Below are 18,459 nucleotides of genomic sequence, written 5' to 3'. Positions count from 1 at the left end.
CCTGTTGCTTCGCGGCGCCAGTGTTCCTTTCGGAACACTGGCGCCGTAGCGCATTCATTTGCGATCAGTCGGGCACCACCACGACCTTGACCTCGCCTGGCGCCGGCGGGTTGGCAATGATCGCCACCGCCTCGTCGAGGCTGACCTGTCGTGATATCAGCCGATCTACTTCGATCGTCCCCGAGGCGATAAGATTGGCGGCCCGGCGATGGGTAAAGGGGTTGAGGAAGGAACCCAGGACCTTCAACTCACGGAACAGCAGATCGAACGGTTCGAACGCCACTTTCATGCCTTGCGGCATCACGCCGACGACGACGACGGTGCCGCCCGCTTTGGCCAGCCGCATCGCCTGCTCAACAGTGTCTTTCACGCCGGCGCATTCGAACACCACGTCGACGCCGCCCGGCATCAAACCCGACCGGCCGACGATCGCATCGATGACAACGAAGGCGCTGGGATCGAGCGTCGCCGTTGCGCCAAATTGCTCGGCAAGAGCCCGCCGCGAGGCCTGACGGGTCGACAAGATAATGGTCGTCGCACCGGCGAGCTTTGCCAGTTGAACGGTGAGCAGGCCGATCACGCCGCCGCCGAGCACCGCGACCGACGAGCCTGGTTTGATCGCGGCAAGGTCCACGCCATGCAGGCAGCAGCCGAGCGGCTCGCAGAAAGCACCATGCGTAGGCTTCAGATCGCCTGGCAAGACGAAGGCCTGTTTCTGGGGCAGGACAAGATATTCGGCAAAGCCGCCATCGCGATGGATGCCGATGGCGCGTAGATTGCCGCAGAGATTGACCCGGCCGGCCTGACAATGCTCGCATCGGCCACAGGCAATGTTGGGATCGCCGGTGACGCGGTCGCCGACGGAAAAGCCGGATACGGCAGGTCCGACCGCCTCGACGATGCCGGAGAATTCATGCCCGAGCGTCACCGGCGGCGTGCACGGGAATTCACCATGGAAAAGATGCCTGTCGGTGCCGCAGACGCCGCACGCCTCGATGCGCACCAGCAGATCGTTCGGCCCGGCGGTCGGTTTCTCGACCTCGCACACGGCGAGGCTGCCCACTCGCTCCAACCGAACCGCCTTCATGGCTGCCGGGCCTTCCTCAGTTGAAACTCGGTGGTTGCGACAGATCGATTGCCGGCGCCGCCGGTTTCGCGGGCGGCTTTTCGTCGAAGCTCGGCGGCTGCGACAAATCCGGTGGGGAAGGTGAGGCCGGGGCAGTGCCGCCGTTGGCCGGCGGCGTGCCAAGCGGCGACAAGCCGATGCCAGGCGTTTCCGGCACCTGGTAGTTGATGGTGCCAGGATCGACGACAGTGCCTTTGTAGTGCATCACCATCTGCGGGAAGGCGATGGTCAGGCCGATCATGATCACCTGGATGCAGACGAAGGGCACTGCGCCCCAATAGATCTGCCCTGTGGTGACGGGCGCGATCTGCTTGCCGGTGAGTCGGTCGAGATAGGGCACGCGCGCGGCGACCGAGCGCAGATAAAACAGCGCGAAGCCGAAGGGCGGATGCATGAAGGAGGTCTGCATGTTGACGCCCAAAAGCACGCCAAACCAGATCAGGTCGATGCCGAGTTTGTCAGCCGCTGGCGCCAAAAGCGGCACGATGATGAAGGCAAGCTCGAAAAAGTCGAGGAAGAAGGCGAGCACGAAGACGAGGATGTTGACGCCAATCAGGAAACCGACTTCACCGCCCGGCAGCGACGTCAACAGGTGCTCGACCCAGATGTGGCCATTGACGCCGTAGAAGGTCAGCGAGAACACCCGCGCGCCGATCAGGATGAACAGAACGAAGGACGACAGCCTGGTCGTCGAGGCCAGCGCCTGCTTGACCACGTCGAGCGACAGCCGCCCCTTCACCGCCGCCATTGCAAGCGCGCCGACGGCGCCCATGGCGCCGCCTTCCGTCGGCGTGGCGATGCCAAGGAAGATGGTGCCCAGCACCAGGAAGATCAGCGCCAGCGGCGGGATCAGCACGATGATCACCTGCTGTGCCAGTCTGGACATCAGGTTGATCTTCAGGCGCTGGTCGACGATCGCCACGACATAGATGAAGATGACGCCGATGGTGGCGCCGAGGATATCGGCGTTGCCGCCATGGTTCGGTGCGAGGTAGCGATACGCCGCATAGGAAACAACCACCGCCGCCAGCAGCGCCGCCAGCAGCGACAGCACACCGTGGCCGAGCGTGCGGGCCTCCAGCGGCAGTGCCGGCATCGACTTCGGCCGAAAGATCGACATGAGCAGGATGTAGAGCATGTAGATGCCGGTCAAAATGAGCCCGGGGATCAGCGCCCCCTTGTACATATCGCCGACCGAGCGGCCGAGCTGGTCGGCCAGGACGATCAGCACCAGTGACGGCGGGATGATCTGGGCGAGCGTCCCGGACGCGGCAATGACGCCGGATGCCAGCCGCCGGTCGTAGCCGTAGCGCAGCATGATCGGCAGCGAAATCAGACCCATGGCAATGACGGAGGCCGCCACCACGCCGGTCGTCGCGGCGAGCAGCGCGCCGACGAAAATCACGGCATAGGCGAGGCCACCACGGACCGGTCCGAACAACTGGCCGATCGTGTCGAGCAGGTCTTCGGCCATGCCGGATCGTTCGAGCACGATGCCCATGAAGGTGAAGAACGGGATCGCCAGTAGCGTATCGTTCGACATCACCCGGCTGCCGTAGAAATTATCCGGCAACGCGTGCAGCAACGGCCAGGCGAGATTGATCGAGCCGCCCGAATAGGGCGACAGAAGCACGCCGATGAAGAAGAACATCAGGCCGTTGGCGGCGAGCGAGAAGGCGACGGGATAGCCGATCAGCAGGAAGACGACCAGCGAGGCGAACATGATCGGCGCCATGTTCTGGGCGATGAACTCGATCACGAGCGCACCTCTTCGACGAGCGCCTTGGCTTCGAGCTCGGCCTGCTCATGCACCGATATGAACGGAGTGGGATCGTCCATCTGACCGCGCATGATGGCGATTTTCTTGATGATTTCGGAAATGCCCTGCAGCGCGAGCAGAAAAAAGCCGACCAGCAAAATCGCCTTCGCCGGCCAGATGATCAGCCCGCCGGAATTGTTCGACATCTCCCCGCTGCGATACGACAGCGACACATAGGGAACGAAATAGACCACCATCAACGTCACGAACGGCATCAGGAAGAAGACGTGACCGAAAAGGTCGATCCAGTGCTGCACGCGGCGCGAGAACATGCCGTAGACGATATCGATGCGGATATGGTCGTTCTGCTTCAGCGTGTAGGCGGCGGCCAGCATGAAGGCGGCGCCGAACAGATACCATTGCAATTCCAGCCAGGCGTTCGAGGACATGTCGAACACCTTGCGGATGACGGCGTTGGCGGCGCTTACCAGGATCGCCAGCAGGATCAGCCACGAAACCCATTTGCCGATGAATTCGTTCAAACGGTCAATGGTTCTGGAAAGAGCGAGAAGCCCTGCCATGCATTCCTCCCTTGTGTCAGAGCGCGGCGGTTCCCTGTCCGTCGTGTCGCTGTGGACCAACGGTATGCAGTGCGTGGTCCGGCGGGTCAACACGGGATAGCCCGCATAAACACAGTTGTGAGATGACGGGCGGCAAAATGCTGCCGCGTCCTTTGCATGTCCAAGGACATGCGGTGCTTTCACCCAAGCAAAGTCGGGTGCGGCTCAGGCGATCTTCTGTTGGTCGCGGCCGGCGCCGATCAGCACAAGCATGGCGACGAGGAACAGGTACATCCAGCCGTCCCGCCATTCGAGCGGAAAATAGCCGGCCCATAGCGATTCGGCCATGCCGAAAGCGGCGGCGCCCAGTGCCGCCCGCAAAGGCGAAAGATAGCCGCCCACTGCGGTCACGAACAGGATCTTCAACCCGTAGACCAACCCTGTGCCGAAGCTGATGTTACCGTAGTAGAAGGCGGCGAGCACGCCGGCCAGTGCCGCGCAAAGGCCGCCGAAAAGCACCGCGTGCCGAAACACCGCACGAACATCGACGCCGCACATCGCAGCCGCCTTGGGATCGTCGGATACGGCGCGCCAGCTCCGGCCGAAGCTCGAATATGCGAAGCCCCAGGCAGCCAGCGCTATGGCCGCCAGTACGGCGGCGCAATCGAGCAATTGGATCAGCGTCAACGTCGCCTTGAAGCTGGCATTCTGCGCGAAGACGATGGTCTGGGCCAGCATTGGCGGCAACCATAGGTCATGGGTATCGGCGGCGATGCGGCTGGCTTCCGACAAGACCAGCAATATGCCGAGCGTCGTCACCACGATGGCGTTGGGCGAGCGGTCGGCCAGCGGTTCGAAGATACTTCGCGACAGGACATGGCTGAGCAGCGCCGCATAAAGGAATGCCGCAGCTACGCCGAGCGCGACCGATGCAAACAGCGTCAGCCACAGCGCCTGATAGCCGAACGCCGCGGTGAGGATCATCGTATGCCCGCAAAAGGCGAACAGCGCGCCATAGGCAAGATTGGTACGGTGCAGGATGCCGTTGGTCAGCACGTAGCCGAAGGCAAGCAATGCGTAGAGCGCGCCCGAATGCAGCCCGTTCAGAACCTGCTGGAAGAAATAGAGCATGCAAGACCCTCTATGCATGCCCCGCAATCGGGGCAGAGGTTTGGGACGAACGATATTCTCAGTACGGCGGTCGCCTCAGTGACAAGCGTTGCACCCGGAATCTAACTTGTCAAACGCGAGTTATCAGTTAGATTCGCCATATGACAGTATCCTGGACTCCGCACCGCTTTACCGGTGGCATGCTGGCGCTCGATACGGCGAACACCGTCGTTTTGCGGAACGATCCGGAGAAAACTTTCGACCGTTTCGACGATCCGGCCGAGATCGCCCGCTTTGCCGAAGCCGCGAGTGCCTTTCGCGTCGCCGAGCTCGGCGGCAGGCGGCTCGTAGCGCCGGCGCCTGAAAAGATCGCACCGGTGGTGCTGTCGATCCGGGAGACGACCGATCGGCTGTTTCGCGGCGCGGTATCGAAAGGTGCGATCGCGACCGGCGATATGCCGAAATTCTTGGAAGCCTGCGCCGATGGCCTCGCTCATAGCCGCACCGAAATCGGCACGCCTGGAAAACCGTTCGGTGATCCGGCGACGCCGATTGCCTTCGAGGCCGCGCTTGCGGTCTCGGCGCTGTCGCTGCTGCGTAGCGACACCATCGCCAGGCTGCGGATATGTCCGAACTGCAGCTGGCTGTTTGTCGACAAAAGCCGCAATTCCAGCCGCCTCTGGTGCGACATGGCGGTGTGCGGCAACCGCCAGAAGGCAAACCGACACTATCGCCGCCGGACCGCGGCCAGGGAGGTCACCAATGTCTAGAAGATTCTCACGCGCGATGATTGTCGTCGCGACTTTGTTCGCGGCGGCCGCGCTCGGCGCCTGCCGTGATTCCGGCAAGGACCAGCTGTTCGCCATTTCCGGGAAGCTGTTCGAGTTCAACTACCGGCTGGGTATCGCCACCTATGTCATCACCCTCAATCCGCTGCGGCCGGTGGGTGAGGGGCAGGTCGCTGTGGTCTCCTTCCAGAACCCGGCCGGCGGTGATCCGATCATCGTCACCCAGAAAATATGGCCGAAGCTGCCGCATGTGACGCTCACCAGCCCGCCGCTTACCTGCGTTGTCAAGGACAAGCCCTATGCGGTGTCGATCCGCATCGAGGATTCCAGCGGCAAGTTGCTGCAGAGTTTCGCGACCACTCTGACGTCCTCACTCGACCAGTCGGTCCTGCCCGACCGGCCTCTGGTGGTCGGGCCAGTCTACGAGCTCAACAAGGACCTGGCCGGCCATGTCGACGGCAAGCTGCCCGGTGAACCGAAGCCCAGTTGCCCAAAGGCTGCATGATGCATCACCAGCGGCACTGACCGCCGCCGGAATTTTTCATGCTCGGCCATCCTCCCCGACAGGCGTTTCGTGGCGCCACACGGCCGCGCACGGATCGTTTGTTGCGGACCGCCTGGCACCTTCGATTTTGTTTGACCTCCCCGGCAAGGGAAGAAAGACTGTGGGCACTCGACTCCGACGTTGGCCGCGCACCTCCAGGCGCGGCCTCCGCACAGGAAATGCCTGATGACGCTGCACAATGTCGCGCTCGACGACAAGTTCGACCTGGCAAAGGAGCGCATCTTCCTGTCGGGTGCCCAGGCAGTCATCCGCATGCTTCTGATGCAGCGCGAGCGCGACCGCCGGGCTGGCCTGAACACCGCCGGTTTCGTCTCCGGCTATCGCGGCTCGCCGCTCGGCGGCCTCGACATGCAGCTGTGGAAGGCCAGGAACCAGCTCGCGCAGTCGGACATCGTCTTCCAGCCCGGTCTCAACGAGGAGCTCGCCGCCACCGCCTGCTGGGGCTCGCAGCAGGCCGAATTGCTGGGCGAGGGTACCCATGACGGCGTTTTTTCGGTCTGGTACGGCAAGGGTCCGGGCGTCGACCGCTCCGGCGACGTGTTCCGCCACGCCAATCTCGCCGGGTCGTCGAAACATGGCGGCGTGCTGGCTCTGATGGGTGACGACCACATGGCCGAATCCTCGACCAACGCGCATGCCACCGAGTTCCTGTTCGTCGACACCATGGTGCCGATCCTTAATCCGGCCGGCGTCCAGGAGATCATCGACTACGGCCTTTACGGCTTTGCCATGTCGCGTTTTGCCGGCACCTGGGCGGCGATCAAATGCGTCAAGGACAACATCGAATCGACAGCCTCGGTCGATGCCGCGCTCGACCGGCTAGATATCGTCATCCCGGACTTCGACATGCCGCCCGGCGGCCTCAACATCCGTAATGAGATCGACATGCTCGGCCAGGAGGAGCGGTTGCATGAATACAAGCGCGCCGCCGCTTCAGCGTTCATCCACGCCAATGGGCTGAATCGGATCGTCTATTCGGGCGGCACCAGCGCCAAGCTTGGCATCGTCACCATCGGCAAGAGTTATCTCGATGTTCGCCAGGCGCTGGAGGATATCGGCGTCGACGAAGCGGCCGCCAGTCGTATCGGTATCAGGCTGTTCAAGGTCGGCTGCCCGTGGCCGCTCGACCTGCAACACATCGCCGACTTTGCTCGCGGCCTCGATACTATCGTCGTCGTCGAGGAGAAACGCTCGCTGATCGAGGTACAACTGCGCGAGAACCTTTACGGCACCGCGACGCAGCCGGTCATCGTCGGCAAGAAGGACGAGCGCGGCGACTGGCTGTTCCCGGCCAAGGGCGCGCTCGACCCCAACGATATTGCCATCGAGCTCGGCGAGAGGATTTTGCGAACGATCGGCCCGTCGGAAGAAATCGCCGCGCGGGTGGCGAAGTTGCGCCAGTTCCAGGCGATGCTGGCCGACACGTCAGACATCGCCTCGCGCACGCCGTTCTTCTGCTCCGGCTGCCCACACAATTCCTCGACCAAGGTTCCGGACGGCTCGCTCGCCGCCGCCGGAATCGGCTGTCATTTCATGGCGCTGTGGATGGACCGCAACACCGTCGGCTTCACCGCCATGGGCGGCGAGGGCGCGCAGTGGGTCGGCCAGGCGCCGTTCTCGAAGCGCGGGCACATCTTCCAGAATCTGGGCGATGGCACTTACAACCACTCGGGTGTGCTGGCGATCCGTTTCGCGCTGTCGACCGACGCCAACATCACCTACAAGATCCTCTACAATGACGCCGTCGCGATGACCGGTGGGCAGCCGCACGAGGGCGGCCTGACGGTAGACATGATCGCAAGGCAGGTGCGCGCCGAGGGCGTGGAGCGCATCGCCATCGTCACCGACGAGCCGGACAAATATACCGGCAAGGTGGAATTTCCCGCCGGCGCCACCATCCATCACCGCGACGACCTCGATCTCGTCCAGCGCGAGTTGCGTTCGGTCAAAGGCGTCTCGGTGCTGCTCTACGACCAGACCTGCGCCGCCGAGAAGCGTCGCCGCCGCAAGCGCGGCACCTTCCCCGATCCCGACAAGCGTATCTTCATCAACGAGCTGGTCTGCGAAGGCTGCGGCGATTGCGGCGTGCAGTCGAATTGCGTCTCGATCCAGCCGGTCGAGACCGAATTCGGCCGCAAGCGCAAGATCGACCAGTCGAGTTGCAACAAGGACTTCTCTTGCGTCAACGGTTTCTGCCCCTCCTTCGTCACCGTTCACGGCGCCAAAATCAGGAAAGCCGAAGGCATAGCCGGCGCGGCCGACCCGCTCGCGGGCGTGCCGGCGCCGGCGCAATTTACGCTCGGTGAACAAGGCTGGGCGGCGATTATCGACGGTGTCGGCGGCACCGGCGTCGTCACAATAGGCGCGGTGCTGGGCATGGCCGCGCACCTGGAAGGCAAGGGCTGCGGCATGATCGACATGGCCGGCCTCGCCCAGAAGGGCGGCTCGGTGTTCACCCATGTCCGCATCGCCCGCACGCCGGACGACATCCACGCCATTCGGGTATCGGCCGGCAAGGCCGATCTCGTGCTCGGCTGCGATCTCGTCGTTTCAGGTGCCAAGAAGGTGTTGGCCGCGGTGCGCGAAGGCCATACCATCTTCCTCGCCAACACTGCCGAGATCATGCCGGGCGAGTTCGCCCGTTCGGCCGATTTCTCGCTGCCCGTCGAGCGGCTGAAGAAGGCGATAAGAACGGCCGCGGGCGACGACAGGACGCATTTCTTCGACGCTACCCGCACCGCCACTGCCCTGTTCGGCAGCTCGCTTGGTGCCAACATGTTCATGCTCGGATTCGCCTTCCAGCATGGCGGCTTGCCGCTGTCGGCGGAGGCGGTCGAGAAGGCGATCGAGCTCAACGGCGAGGCAGTAGCGATGAATGTCGCGGCATTTCGCTGGGGCCGCCGCGCCGCCCACCAGCCGGATTTCGTCCGCAGCCTTCTCGCCCAGCCGGGCAAGGCCACGCAGCATGCCGCCATTGCCGAGACGCTGGACGATATCATTGCTCGCCGCGTCGGCTTCCTGACCGCCTACCAGAACGCCGCCTATGGCAAGCGCTATGCCGACAGACTGGCGGCGCTGCGCAAGGCCGAAACCAATGCTGTGCCCGGGTCGACCGTGGTGACCGAGGCTGCCGCAAAGAACCTGTTCAAGCTGATGGCGATCAAGGATGAATACGAGGTGGCGCGGCTTTATACGGACGGCTCCTTTGCCGCAGAGCTCGCAAAGCAGTTCCAGAGCTACGGCAAGCTTGAATTCCATCTCGCACCGCCGATCATGGGCAGGCGCGGCAGTGACGGGAAGCCGAAGAAATCGAGCTTTGGCCCGTGGATGATGAACGGGTTCCGCCTGCTGGCGGCGATGAAGGGCCTGCGCGGCACCGCTTTCGACCTGTTCGGCTACAGCGCCGAGAGGCGTATGGAGCGGCAGCTTCTTGCCCTCTATGAAGCCGACCTGGAACTTGTCGCCGGCGCGCTGGCGCCGGGCAAGATCGAGGTTGCTGCCGCGCTTGTTTCGGTACCGGCGCTCATCCGCGGCTTTGGCCACGTCAAGCAGGCCAGTGCCGAAAAAGCCGCCGGCGAACGCCAGCGTCTGCTCGACCGCCTCTCGACGGCGCCGCTGCGGCCGCAACTTCAAGCCGCCGAATAATTCAGCGCTGTGATACGCCTTGTTTACCTGAACTGTAGTTTCCCTGCTTCCGCCGCGTCACCAATGGATGCCGGCAGGGCTCGAAACGCCGCTCTAAACCTTTCTTAAGGCCAATGTGACACTGCTGGGTTCCCCAGGGTTGGGATCCAGGCGTGAATCTGAGACGAAAAAACGAGATTCCGGTCGACGTTTACATTCCGTTCGTGGAAACGCTGTTTCGCGACGGGTTCACGCTGTCGATCGGCCTTGTTGCGCAGACACTCCTCGTCATTCTGGTCTATTGGAAGACCATGGACTTGGCGTATCTTCTAGTTGCCGCTGGGCTCATCATTGTCGGTACTCTGCGCCTTCGCAACATCCGAAAATACGGGCGACTTCCTTCCCCGACGACGTGGGAAGAAGCCCATGATCGCGAAAACGATTACATAATTTTCGGTTCGATGCATGGTTTCATGCTTGGCGCGTTCTGTTTCGTCAGTATCTATCTGGCAAATGACAGCCACGACAATTATGCCGAAATAGCCTCTGTCTGCGTCACTCTGGCATCGGTCACGTCGATTGCCGGCCGCAATTATGGGTCGCCGCGGATGGTCATGATTTTTATCATAACCACCACATGGCCCATATCGCTTGGCTTTATCCTGCGCGGCGATATCTACCACATCATCCTCGGTCTGATGTCGGCCCCTTTTCTGTTTGCGATCAAGCGGTTCGCCGACATCGTCCGCGAAGTCCTGTTTACCGCCCTGTCGGAGGAAAAGAAGGCGAACCGCATCGCGCAGCGTTTCAACCGCGCGCTCAACACCATGTCACATGGCCTTGTCATGCTTGGTCCCGACGGCCGGGTGGCGGTGGCCAATGCCGAAGCCGCGCACCTGATGTCGCTCAAATCGGCCGATGCGCTGCTAGGCCGCTCGATCCACGGTCTGCTGATGCGCGGCGCTGCAGGCGGCATGCTGGCGCCGAAAGATTGCCGTTACATCGAAGCCCAGCTGACGCGTGCGTTGCGCGAGGGCCGCGACCGCAAGGTCCTGGTCTCGCTCACCAATGGCCAGCACTATGAATTTTCGGCGCGCGAAGGCAGCCAGGAACTGGGCGTCGTCACTTTCGAGGATGTCACCGCCCGGGTCGAGGCGGAAGACAAGATCCGCTTCATGGCGCGCTACGACAGTCTCACCGGCCTGCCCAACCGCGCCTACTTCCACGAGTTGGTGGTGGAAGCCATGGCCTCAGGGGATCCCGAGCGTCTCTGCGGGCTGGTGGTGCTCGATCTCGATGATTTCAAGAGCGTCAACGACACGCTCGGCCATCCGGTCGGCGACGGATTGATCTACGCCGTTGCCGAGCGGCTGGCGGCAGTCGCTGGGCCAGGCATCACCGTCAGCCGCTTCGGCGGCGACGAGTTCATGATCTTCTTCGAGCGCATCGAGGATGAAAGCCACCTGACCGGCCAGGTTGACGAGATCTTTGTCAATCTACAGGGCGAGGTCGATGTCGCCGGCCACGGATTACGCATCCAGGCCTCCGGCGGCGCGGTGCTGTCGCGGGTCAAGGATACCGACGTTGACGCCATGATCGTCAAAGCCGACCTTGCACTCTACAAGGCCAAGGAGCTTGGCAAGAACGGTTGGCGGCTGTTCGAGGCCTCCATGGATGCTGCCTTCCGCAGCCGTCAGCTGATGAAGGCGGACCTGCGCAGCGCCGTGGAAAACAACGAATTGCGGGTGGTCTATCAGCCGATCGTCGCGATGAGCACGATGCGTATCGCCAGTTGCGAAGCGCTGTGCCGCTGGGATCATCCCGATCTCGGGCCGATTTCCCCCGGTATCTTTATTCCGCTGGCGGAGGAAATGGGGATTATTTCCGACATCAGCACCTTCGTCCTGCATGCGGCCTGCACGGAATGCGCCAAATGGCCGGCCCAGACCAGCGTGTCGGTCAATCTCTCGGCCAAGGATTTCCGCAACCGTGATGTCATCCAGAAGGTTCGCGACGCGCTGGCTGAATCCGGTCTCTCCGCCGGACGTCTGGAGATTGAGGTCACCGAGACGGCGCTGCTCGACGACAAGTCGCTGACACGCCAATATATCGAGGAGTTGAAGCGGCTCGGCGTGCGCATTGCGCTCGACGATTTCGGTACCGGGTATTCGAGCCTCAGCTATCTCCACAAACTGCCGCTCGACAAAATCAAGATCGACCGCTCGTTCCTGATGGATGTCACTCAGAACAGCCGGTCGCTCGAATTGCTCAAGGGCATCGTCAACCTGTCACGGCCGCTGGGACTTTCGGTTACCGTCGAAGGTGTCGAGACCTTCGAACAGCTCAAGATCCTGGCATTGCAGGTCAAGCCGGACCTGGTCCAGGGCTTTCTGTTCGGGTCGGCACTCAGCGCGTCCGGCATCGAGACGATGTCGAGCACCGTCTGGCCCTTTGCCAAGGACATCCAGACGGCAAGGAAGGCGCCGCGGCGCTGACTTCGCGCTGAAAACCTGCGTATTTTAGTATAATTTTATTAATTGTTAACCTTAACGGGCGGTAAACGAGCTCCTACTTATTTTCATCTTTACATCTCATGACCCGTCCGTAGTGTCGGCTGGTGGCGGTAATCGCGGGGAATAGAGTTCATGTGTGCCCAGTTGAGTTCGCTCGGCCATGCGGCGGGCGCTGGTGGGAAAGATGCGTCCGAGACCATGTCCAGCTTCGCGCAACATGTTTATGCGCTGCTTGACCGGACGGAGTACCGACGCTGTGAAAGCGGCGAGGACTTCGAAAACATTTACAGGCTGCGCTACAATTCCTATCGGATGAACGATCTGGTGCCCGAGAATGCGTCCCGTCAGGTCCATGACGAGTTTGACGAACTGCCCAATTGCCATACGTTCGGAATCTATATCGAGGGGCGGCTGGTCAGCACAATGCGCCTGCATAACGTGTCTGCTGATAACGCCACATCACCAGCACTCAGCGTCTACAAGGACTTGTTGATGCCGCGTCTGGCGGCCGGCGAAGTCTTTATCGACCCGAGCCGTTTTGCCGTGGACGCCGAATGGTCACGGCTTTACCCGCAGATCCCGTATGTGACGCTGCGCCTTGCGGGCATGGCTTGCTTCCATTTCGGCGCGCCTTATTGCATATCCATGATCCGCGAGGACCATGCGGCTTTCTACAAGCGCATCTATCGGGCGCGACCGATTGGCGATGCGCGGCCCTATGCCGGCGTGATCAACTGTTTCGCGCTGCTTTATCAAGCCGATGTCCTGGCGATCAAGAATGAAACCTACGCTCGCTTTCCGTTCTTCCGTTCGACGCCAATGGAGCAGCGCATGTTGTTCGATACGCCCGGTGCCGGCGAACTCGCCCCGCTGACCATCCTGCCCACCGCCAAGTATTTTCGCGAAGCCGCCTGAACGAGCCCATGGAGCCTTCCGGTCGCTTCGGCGTTCTGGGCAAGGGTGCTGGTGGTAGGTCGGCATGGCCGGCATCCGCCAAGCATCGCTTCGATAGCGATCCGATCAAAGGAACCGATATGACCATTTCCACGCTCGCCCTTACCCCGCTTATCTCGCTGATTGCAGGCGTGCTGATCCTGGTGATGCCGCGGCTGCTCAATTATATCGTCGCCCTTTATCTGATCGTTGTCGGCCTGCTCGGTCTGTTCCCGCATCTCGCCGGCTAACGACATAGGCAATAGCGGACCTGCCATCCATTGTGATTGGTATCGCCGCGCTTCGCGCAGCGATTTCAAGTTTTGCTTGAGATTGTTGGCTGCGGCGATGCGGCAATAGCGCCATTGCCCTTAACGCGGCTTTTCGCTATGTGCCTGAAAGATGTCTTCGAAGGGGTATTCCAATGGCTGAACACACGCCGACCGGTCCTGTCGAACTAGGCGCGAAGATGGACTATGCCGAGCACGACCGCACCTATGCCGGCTTTGTGATGCTGGCCAAATATGGGTCGCTATTTTGCGCCGCCGTGCTTCTTGCCATGGCGTTCGGCTTCTTTGTGGGCGGCTTCTTCTCGGGGACTATCCTATTCGTGCTGATCCTGGCCATCGGCGCCTTTATTCTCCGATAACTCCTCCAACCTTTGTCGAAGGCGCAGCCGGGGTCGGTCGATGTCTTGCGGTAACAGGGTTCCGGCCGAAAGGATCATGCGGTGGGACAGACGGTTTTCATCCCTCGTGAGCTCGACGCAAACGAGCCGCGCGTCGGGGCCTCCCCCGACACGGTGAAGCGGCTGGCGGCACTGGGTTTCGACGTGATTGTCGAAACCGGCGCCGGCACTGCGTCGCGCATTCCCGACGAGGAGTTCGCCCGGGTGGGCGCCGCGATCGGCAAGGCCGGCGATGCAGCCAGGGCCGATGTCGTGCTGAAGGTGCGCCGGCCCACGGACGCCGAGCTGAAGGGCTACAAGTCCGGCGCCGCTGTCATCGCGATCATGGATCCCTACGGCAACGACGCTGCCGTCGCTGCCCTTGCCAAGGCCGGTGTTACTGCCTTCTCCATGGAGTTCATGCCGCGCATCACCCGCGCCCAGTCGATGGACGTTCTATCCAGCCAGGCCAACCTCGCCGGCTATCAGGCGGTGATCGACGCGGCTGCCGAATATGACCGGGCGTTACCGATGATGATGACGGCGGCCGGCACCGTACCGGCAGCGAAGGCGTTCGTCATGGGCGTCGGCGTCGCCGGTCTGCAGGCCATCGCCACCGCGCGCCGCCTCGGCGCCGTGGTCACCGCCACCGACGTGCGCCCGGCCGCCAAGGAGCAGGTCGCCTCGCTCGGCGCAAAATTCCTGGCCGTCGAGGACGAGGAGTTCAAGGCGGCCGAGACGGCCGGCGGCTACGCCAAGGAAATGTCGAAGGAATACCAGGCCAAGCAGGCGGCGCTGACCGCCGAGCACATCGCCAAGCAGGACATCGTCATCACCACCGCGCTGATCCCCGGCCGTCCGGCGCCGAAGCTGGTCTCGGCGGCAATGGTCGCCTCGATGAAACCCGGCTCTGTGATCGTCGACCTCGCGGTCGAGCGCGGCGGCAATGTCGAGGGCGCCGAAGCCGGCAAGGTGGTGACCACGGCCAACGGGGTAAAGATCGTCGGCCATCTCAACGTTCCCGGTCGCGTCGCCGCCTCCGCTTCGCTTCTCTATGCCAGGAACCTCTATGCCTTCCTCGAGACGCTGGTCGACAAGGCGGCGAAGACGCTTGCCATCAACCGCGACGACGAACTGGTCAAGGCGACGATGCTGACCGATGCTGGCAAGATCGTGCATCCGGCTTTCGCAAAGGCTGAGCAGGAGCCGCCAAAGGGCCAATATGTCGAGCCACCGGCCATTCCGGCCAGGACGATGGTTGCCGAGGCTTCGGCGAAGCCGGCTGCGAAGAAAACGGCCGCTTCGAGGAAGCCCAAGACCACCGGAGGGATCGCGTGATGGATCAGACTCTGCAGAAAGCCCTCGACCAGCTCGACCAGGCGACAGCTGCCGTGCGGCTCGCGGTGCAGAACCTGGCGGCCGCGCCCGGCACCGAGGCGGCGGGTGACGCCGCTCACGCGCTGTCCGGCGGTGCCATCGATCCCTTCGTCTTTCGCTTCGCCATCTTTGTCCTGGCGATCTTCGTCGGCTACTACGTCGTGTGGTCCGTCACGCCGGCACTGCACACGCCGCTGATGGCGGTCACCAACGCCATTTCCTCGGTCATCGTCGTCGGCGCGCTGCTGGCCGTCGGCATCTCGGCCTCAGGGCTTGCCACCGGCTTCGGCTTCGTTGCGCTGATGCTGGTATCGGTCAACATCTTCGGCGGCTTCCTCGTCACCCAGCGCATGCTGGCCATGTACAAGAAGAAGGAAAAGTAGGCCGCTATGAACGCCAACTTCGCCTCCTTTCTCTATCTGGTCTCCGGCATCCTGTTCATCCTCGCATTGCGCGGCCTGTCGCATCCGACCACCAGCCGCCAGGGCAACATGTACGGCATGATCGGCATGGGCATCGCCATCGCCACGACGCTGGCGCTGGCGACCCCTTCGGCCGGGCGCTTCGGCCTCATAGTGCTCGGGCTGCTGATAGGCGGCTCGGCCGGTGCGGTCACGGCACGGCGCATTGCCATGACCTCGATGCCGCAGCTGGTCGCCGCCTTCCACTCGCTGGTCGGTCTTGCCGCGGTCATGGTGGCGGCCGCCGCCATCTATGCACCGGAAAGCTTCGGCATCGGCACCGTCGCCGATATCCATGCCCAGGCACTGATCGAGATGAGCCTCGGCGTTGCCATAGGTGCCATCACCTTCACCGGCTCGGTCATCGCCTTTTTGAAGCTCGACGGCCGCATGTCGGGCAAGCCGATCATGATCGGTGGCCGCCACTTCATCAACGCGGCCCTGGGCATTGCGCTGATCGTGCTGATCGTGCTGCTCGTCACCGCCGAGTCCAAGGTGGTGTTCTGGCTGATCGTTGCCGCCTCGCTGGTGCTGGGTGTGCTTCTCATCATCCCGATCGGTGGCGCCGATATGCCGGTGGTCGTGTCGATGCTGAATTCCTATTCGGGCTGGGCCGCGGCCGCCCTGGGCTTCACGCTCGGCAATCTGGCGCTGATCATCACCGGCGCGCTGGTCGGCTCGTCGGGCGCCATCCTGTCTTACATCATGTGCAAAGGCATGAACCGGAGCTTCATCTCGGTCATCCTCGGCGGCTTCGGCGGCGAGACATCAGCCATTGCCAACGACGGCATCGAGCGCACGGTCAAGCAGGGCTCGGCCGAAGATGCCGCCTATCTGATGATGAATGCGCAAAAGGTCATCATCGTGCCGGGCTACGGCATGGCCGTCGCCCAGGCGCAGCACGCGCTGCGCGAGATGGCCGACAAGCTCAAGGCCAACGGCGTCGATGTCAAATACGCCATCCACCCGGTTGCCGGCCGCATGCCCGGCCACATGAACGTGCTCTTGGCCGAAGCCAACGTGCCTTATGACGAAGTGTTCGAGCTGGAGGACATCAACTCTGAGTTCGCGCAGGCCGACGTCGCCTATGTCATCGGGGCCAATGACGTCACCAATCCCTCGGCTCGTGACGACAAGTCCTCACCTATCTACGGCATGCCAATCCTCGACGTCGACAAGGCGCGCACTTGCTTGTTCGTCAAGCGCTCGCTCGGCTCCGGCTATGCCGGCATCGACAACACGCTGTTCTACAAGGACGGCACCATGATGCTGCTCGGCGACGCCAAGAAGATGACCGAGGAGATCGTCAAAGCGATGGATCACTGAAACGGCGTCGCTGCCAACTCACTGCCGATCGTCGAATACAGCCCGGCTCCGCGCCGGGCTTTTTCTTGGCTGTTACCGGTTCTGAAGCTACGATGCCGACCCGTCGTCTTGCTAACGGCGTCATCGTGGAGGTGCTGGTGCCCGACCCTGGTTCTGCTGCATCGCCGGCCGCCGATCTGACCGCAGCAGAGAAGGCGCCACGCAAGCGCAGCCAGGCGGTAGTGGTCGTGCACGGCATGGGCGAGCAGCGGCCCATGGACACGTTGAGGGAGTTTGTCCAGGCCGTATGGAGCCACGATCCGGCCCGTGCACCGTTCTATGCCCATGTCCCCGATCCGGCCGACCCGATGGGTGCGAAGATCAACCAGAGCTGGATCACGCCCGACAGCCGGACCAATTCGCACGAACTCCGCCGGATCACCACGCCCTATGATGTCGATGGCCGCCGCACCGATTTCTACGAGCTTTACTGGGCCGACATCACCCAGGGCACGACCCGAAGCCGCCTTGCTGCCTGGGTGACGACCCTGCTCTGGCGCAAGCCGGCCGATATTCCGCGCGATGTGCTCAAACTCTATGTCGTCACGCTTTTGGCCACCCTCGTGGTCCTGGGCGCGGCGCTGGCGCTCGCAACGTCGACCTGGCAAGGCTACATCTCCTGGACGACGGGTGTGCTTGTCACGGTTCTGGCGTCGTTCGTCATCTGGTCGGTGGACCAGTTTGGCTTGCCCTATTTCGGCGACGTCGCCGCCTATGTGCGGGCCGAAGCGGCAACGGTCGAGAAGCGGGCGCTGGTCCGCGAGCGTGGCCTCAAGCTGCTGAAGCGTCTCATGATGGACGATGCCTATGACCGCATCGTGCTGGTCTCGCACAGCCTCGGGTCGATCATCGCCTATGATCTGTTGCAGATATTGTGGGCCGATTTCAGGCCTAGAAAGTTGGAAGCCATTCGCGACAAAGCGAGGCTGAAGGCGATCCACGCCGTCGACAAGGCGACGCTGGTCGCCGATGCCTCCGCTTGGCCCGACAGCCTCGATGACCTCCCCGCATTCCGGCGCAGCCAATGGGAGCTCTACCGGCAGCTTCGCGTCGGCGACGCCGATCATCCGCTGCCGTGGAAGATCAGCGATTTCGTCACGCTCGGCAGTCCGCTGACCCACAGCGAGTTTCTGGTGACCTACAACCTCGCCGAATTCAGGCGCGGCATCGCCGAGCGCCTGTTTTCAGCATGCCCGCCGATCGCCGACAGAGCGGCGGGCGGGACCATGCTCTACCAGGAAGGGCGCAGCCATTCCGGCAAGCCGCAGCGGGCAGTGCATCATGGCGCGGTGTTTGCCGCGACACGCTGGACCAATATTTTCGACAGGGGCAATGGCTGGCTGACCGGCGACCCGATTTCAGGGCGGATGACGGAAAATTTTGGTCCCGGCGTGGAAAACATCCAGGTCGAGCTGCGCGGCTCGGGCGGCCGCGTCTTCACGCACAGGCTCTACTGGTCGCTGACGGCGAGCGGCGTCGAGGTCGACGCGCTGGCCGGCGTACAGCCGCGCTCGCACCTTGCCGTGCTGCGCGATGCGGTCGATCTCGGCCGCAAACTGGAAGCTGAGCTGTAGGCGGCAAGCAATGCGCGGCGGCAGTTCAAAGCAAGGT

The 18,459-nt window shown here is 62.5% G+C and carries 15 protein-coding genes; 11 read left to right on the top strand and 4 right to left on the bottom strand.

The features are described from left to right. Nucleotides 1–64: 64 nt before the first annotated feature. The 4 genes from NKJ15_RS02005 to NKJ15_RS01990 form a co-directional block, all read right to left on the bottom strand. On the bottom strand, nt 65–1,087 hold the full coding sequence (locus NKJ15_RS02005) for a zinc-dependent alcohol dehydrogenase family protein (RefSeq protein WP_352813868.1): 1,023 nt from the start codon (nt 1,085–1,087) through the stop codon (nt 65–67). Between the two features lie 16 nt (nt 1,088–1,103). After that, nucleotides 1,104–2,882, bottom strand: coding sequence for a TRAP transporter large permease (locus NKJ15_RS02000; RefSeq protein ID WP_352470175.1), 1,779 nt, complete (start codon nt 2,880–2,882; stop codon nt 1,104–1,106). Next, entirely contained in the window at nt 2,882–3,466 is a 585-nt protein-coding gene (locus NKJ15_RS01995; protein WP_023676252.1) for a TRAP transporter small permease subunit, read from the bottom strand. The genes NKJ15_RS02000 and NKJ15_RS01995 overlap by 1 nt, the downstream gene beginning before the upstream one ends. Before the next feature lie 204 nt (nt 3,467–3,670). Beyond that, on the bottom strand, nt 3,671–4,576 hold the full coding sequence (locus NKJ15_RS01990; RefSeq protein WP_352469880.1) for a branched-chain amino acid ABC transporter permease: 906 nt from the start codon (nt 4,574–4,576) through the stop codon (nt 3,671–3,673). A 140-nt stretch (nt 4,577–4,716) separates the two neighbouring features. Between NKJ15_RS01990 and NKJ15_RS01985 the strand changes: the two genes are divergently transcribed. From NKJ15_RS01985 to NKJ15_RS01935, 11 genes are all read left to right on the top strand, one after another. Continuing rightward, entirely contained in the window at nt 4,717–5,325 is a 609-nt protein-coding gene (locus NKJ15_RS01985) for a CGNR zinc finger domain-containing protein (protein WP_352767310.1), read from the top strand. Beyond that, nucleotides 5,318–5,848, top strand: a complete 531-nt coding sequence (locus NKJ15_RS01980) for a hypothetical protein (RefSeq protein ID WP_352767308.1) — start codon at nt 5,318–5,320, stop codon at nt 5,846–5,848. Before NKJ15_RS01985 ends, NKJ15_RS01980 begins: the two co-directional genes overlap by 8 nt. Before the next feature lie 225 nt (nt 5,849–6,073). After that, entirely contained in the window at nt 6,074–9,553 is a 3,480-nt protein-coding gene (locus NKJ15_RS01975) for an indolepyruvate ferredoxin oxidoreductase family protein (protein WP_352813865.1), read from the top strand. A gap of 152 nt (nt 9,554–9,705) precedes the next feature. Further along, nucleotides 9,706–12,027, top strand: a complete 2,322-nt coding sequence (locus NKJ15_RS01970; RefSeq protein WP_352452207.1) for a putative bifunctional diguanylate cyclase/phosphodiesterase — start codon at nt 9,706–9,708, stop codon at nt 12,025–12,027. A gap of 150 nt (nt 12,028–12,177) precedes the next feature. Beyond that, complete coding sequence (locus NKJ15_RS01965) at nt 12,178–12,960, top strand: N-acyl amino acid synthase FeeM domain-containing protein (RefSeq protein WP_352469883.1); 783 nt, start codon at nt 12,178–12,180, stop codon at nt 12,958–12,960. Nucleotides 12,961–13,079: 119 nt separating this feature from the next. Continuing rightward, complete coding sequence (locus NKJ15_RS01960; protein WP_013528205.1) at nt 13,080–13,229, top strand: DUF3096 domain-containing protein; 150 nt, start codon at nt 13,080–13,082, stop codon at nt 13,227–13,229. A 173-nt stretch (nt 13,230–13,402) separates the two neighbouring features. After that, a complete protein-coding gene (locus tag NKJ15_RS01955; protein ID WP_023676259.1) occupies nt 13,403–13,627 on the top strand; it encodes an aa3-type cytochrome c oxidase subunit IV in 225 nt (74 codons plus the stop codon). Between the two features lie 81 nt (nt 13,628–13,708). Beyond that, on the top strand, nt 13,709–14,983 hold the full coding sequence (locus NKJ15_RS01950; protein ID WP_352813863.1) for a Re/Si-specific NAD(P)(+) transhydrogenase subunit alpha: 1,275 nt from the start codon (nt 13,709–13,711) through the stop codon (nt 14,981–14,983). Further along, nucleotides 14,983–15,405, top strand: a complete 423-nt coding sequence (locus NKJ15_RS01945) for an NAD(P) transhydrogenase subunit alpha part 2 (protein WP_036238371.1) — start codon at nt 14,983–14,985, stop codon at nt 15,403–15,405. The genes NKJ15_RS01950 and NKJ15_RS01945 overlap by 1 nt, the downstream gene beginning before the upstream one ends. Before the next feature lie 6 nt (nt 15,406–15,411). Continuing rightward, nucleotides 15,412–16,809 (top strand): NAD(P)(+) transhydrogenase (Re/Si-specific) subunit beta, encoded by a 1,398-nt coding sequence (locus tag NKJ15_RS01940; RefSeq protein ID WP_352454727.1) that lies wholly within the window; start codon nt 15,412–15,414, stop codon nt 16,807–16,809. Between the two features lie 92 nt (nt 16,810–16,901). Then, nucleotides 16,902–18,422, top strand: coding sequence for a hypothetical protein (locus tag NKJ15_RS01935; RefSeq protein WP_352681484.1), 1,521 nt, complete (start codon nt 16,902–16,904; stop codon nt 18,420–18,422). Nucleotides 18,423–18,459 lie beyond the last annotated feature (37 nt).

It is taken from the genome of Mesorhizobium sp. M0207, assembly GCF_040321995.1.
In the GTDB taxonomy this organism is placed as follows: domain Bacteria; phylum Pseudomonadota; class Alphaproteobacteria; order Rhizobiales; family Rhizobiaceae; genus Mesorhizobium.
Note: the sequence above shows the minus strand (reverse complement) of the source record. Positions and strands in the feature narration are given on the sequence as shown.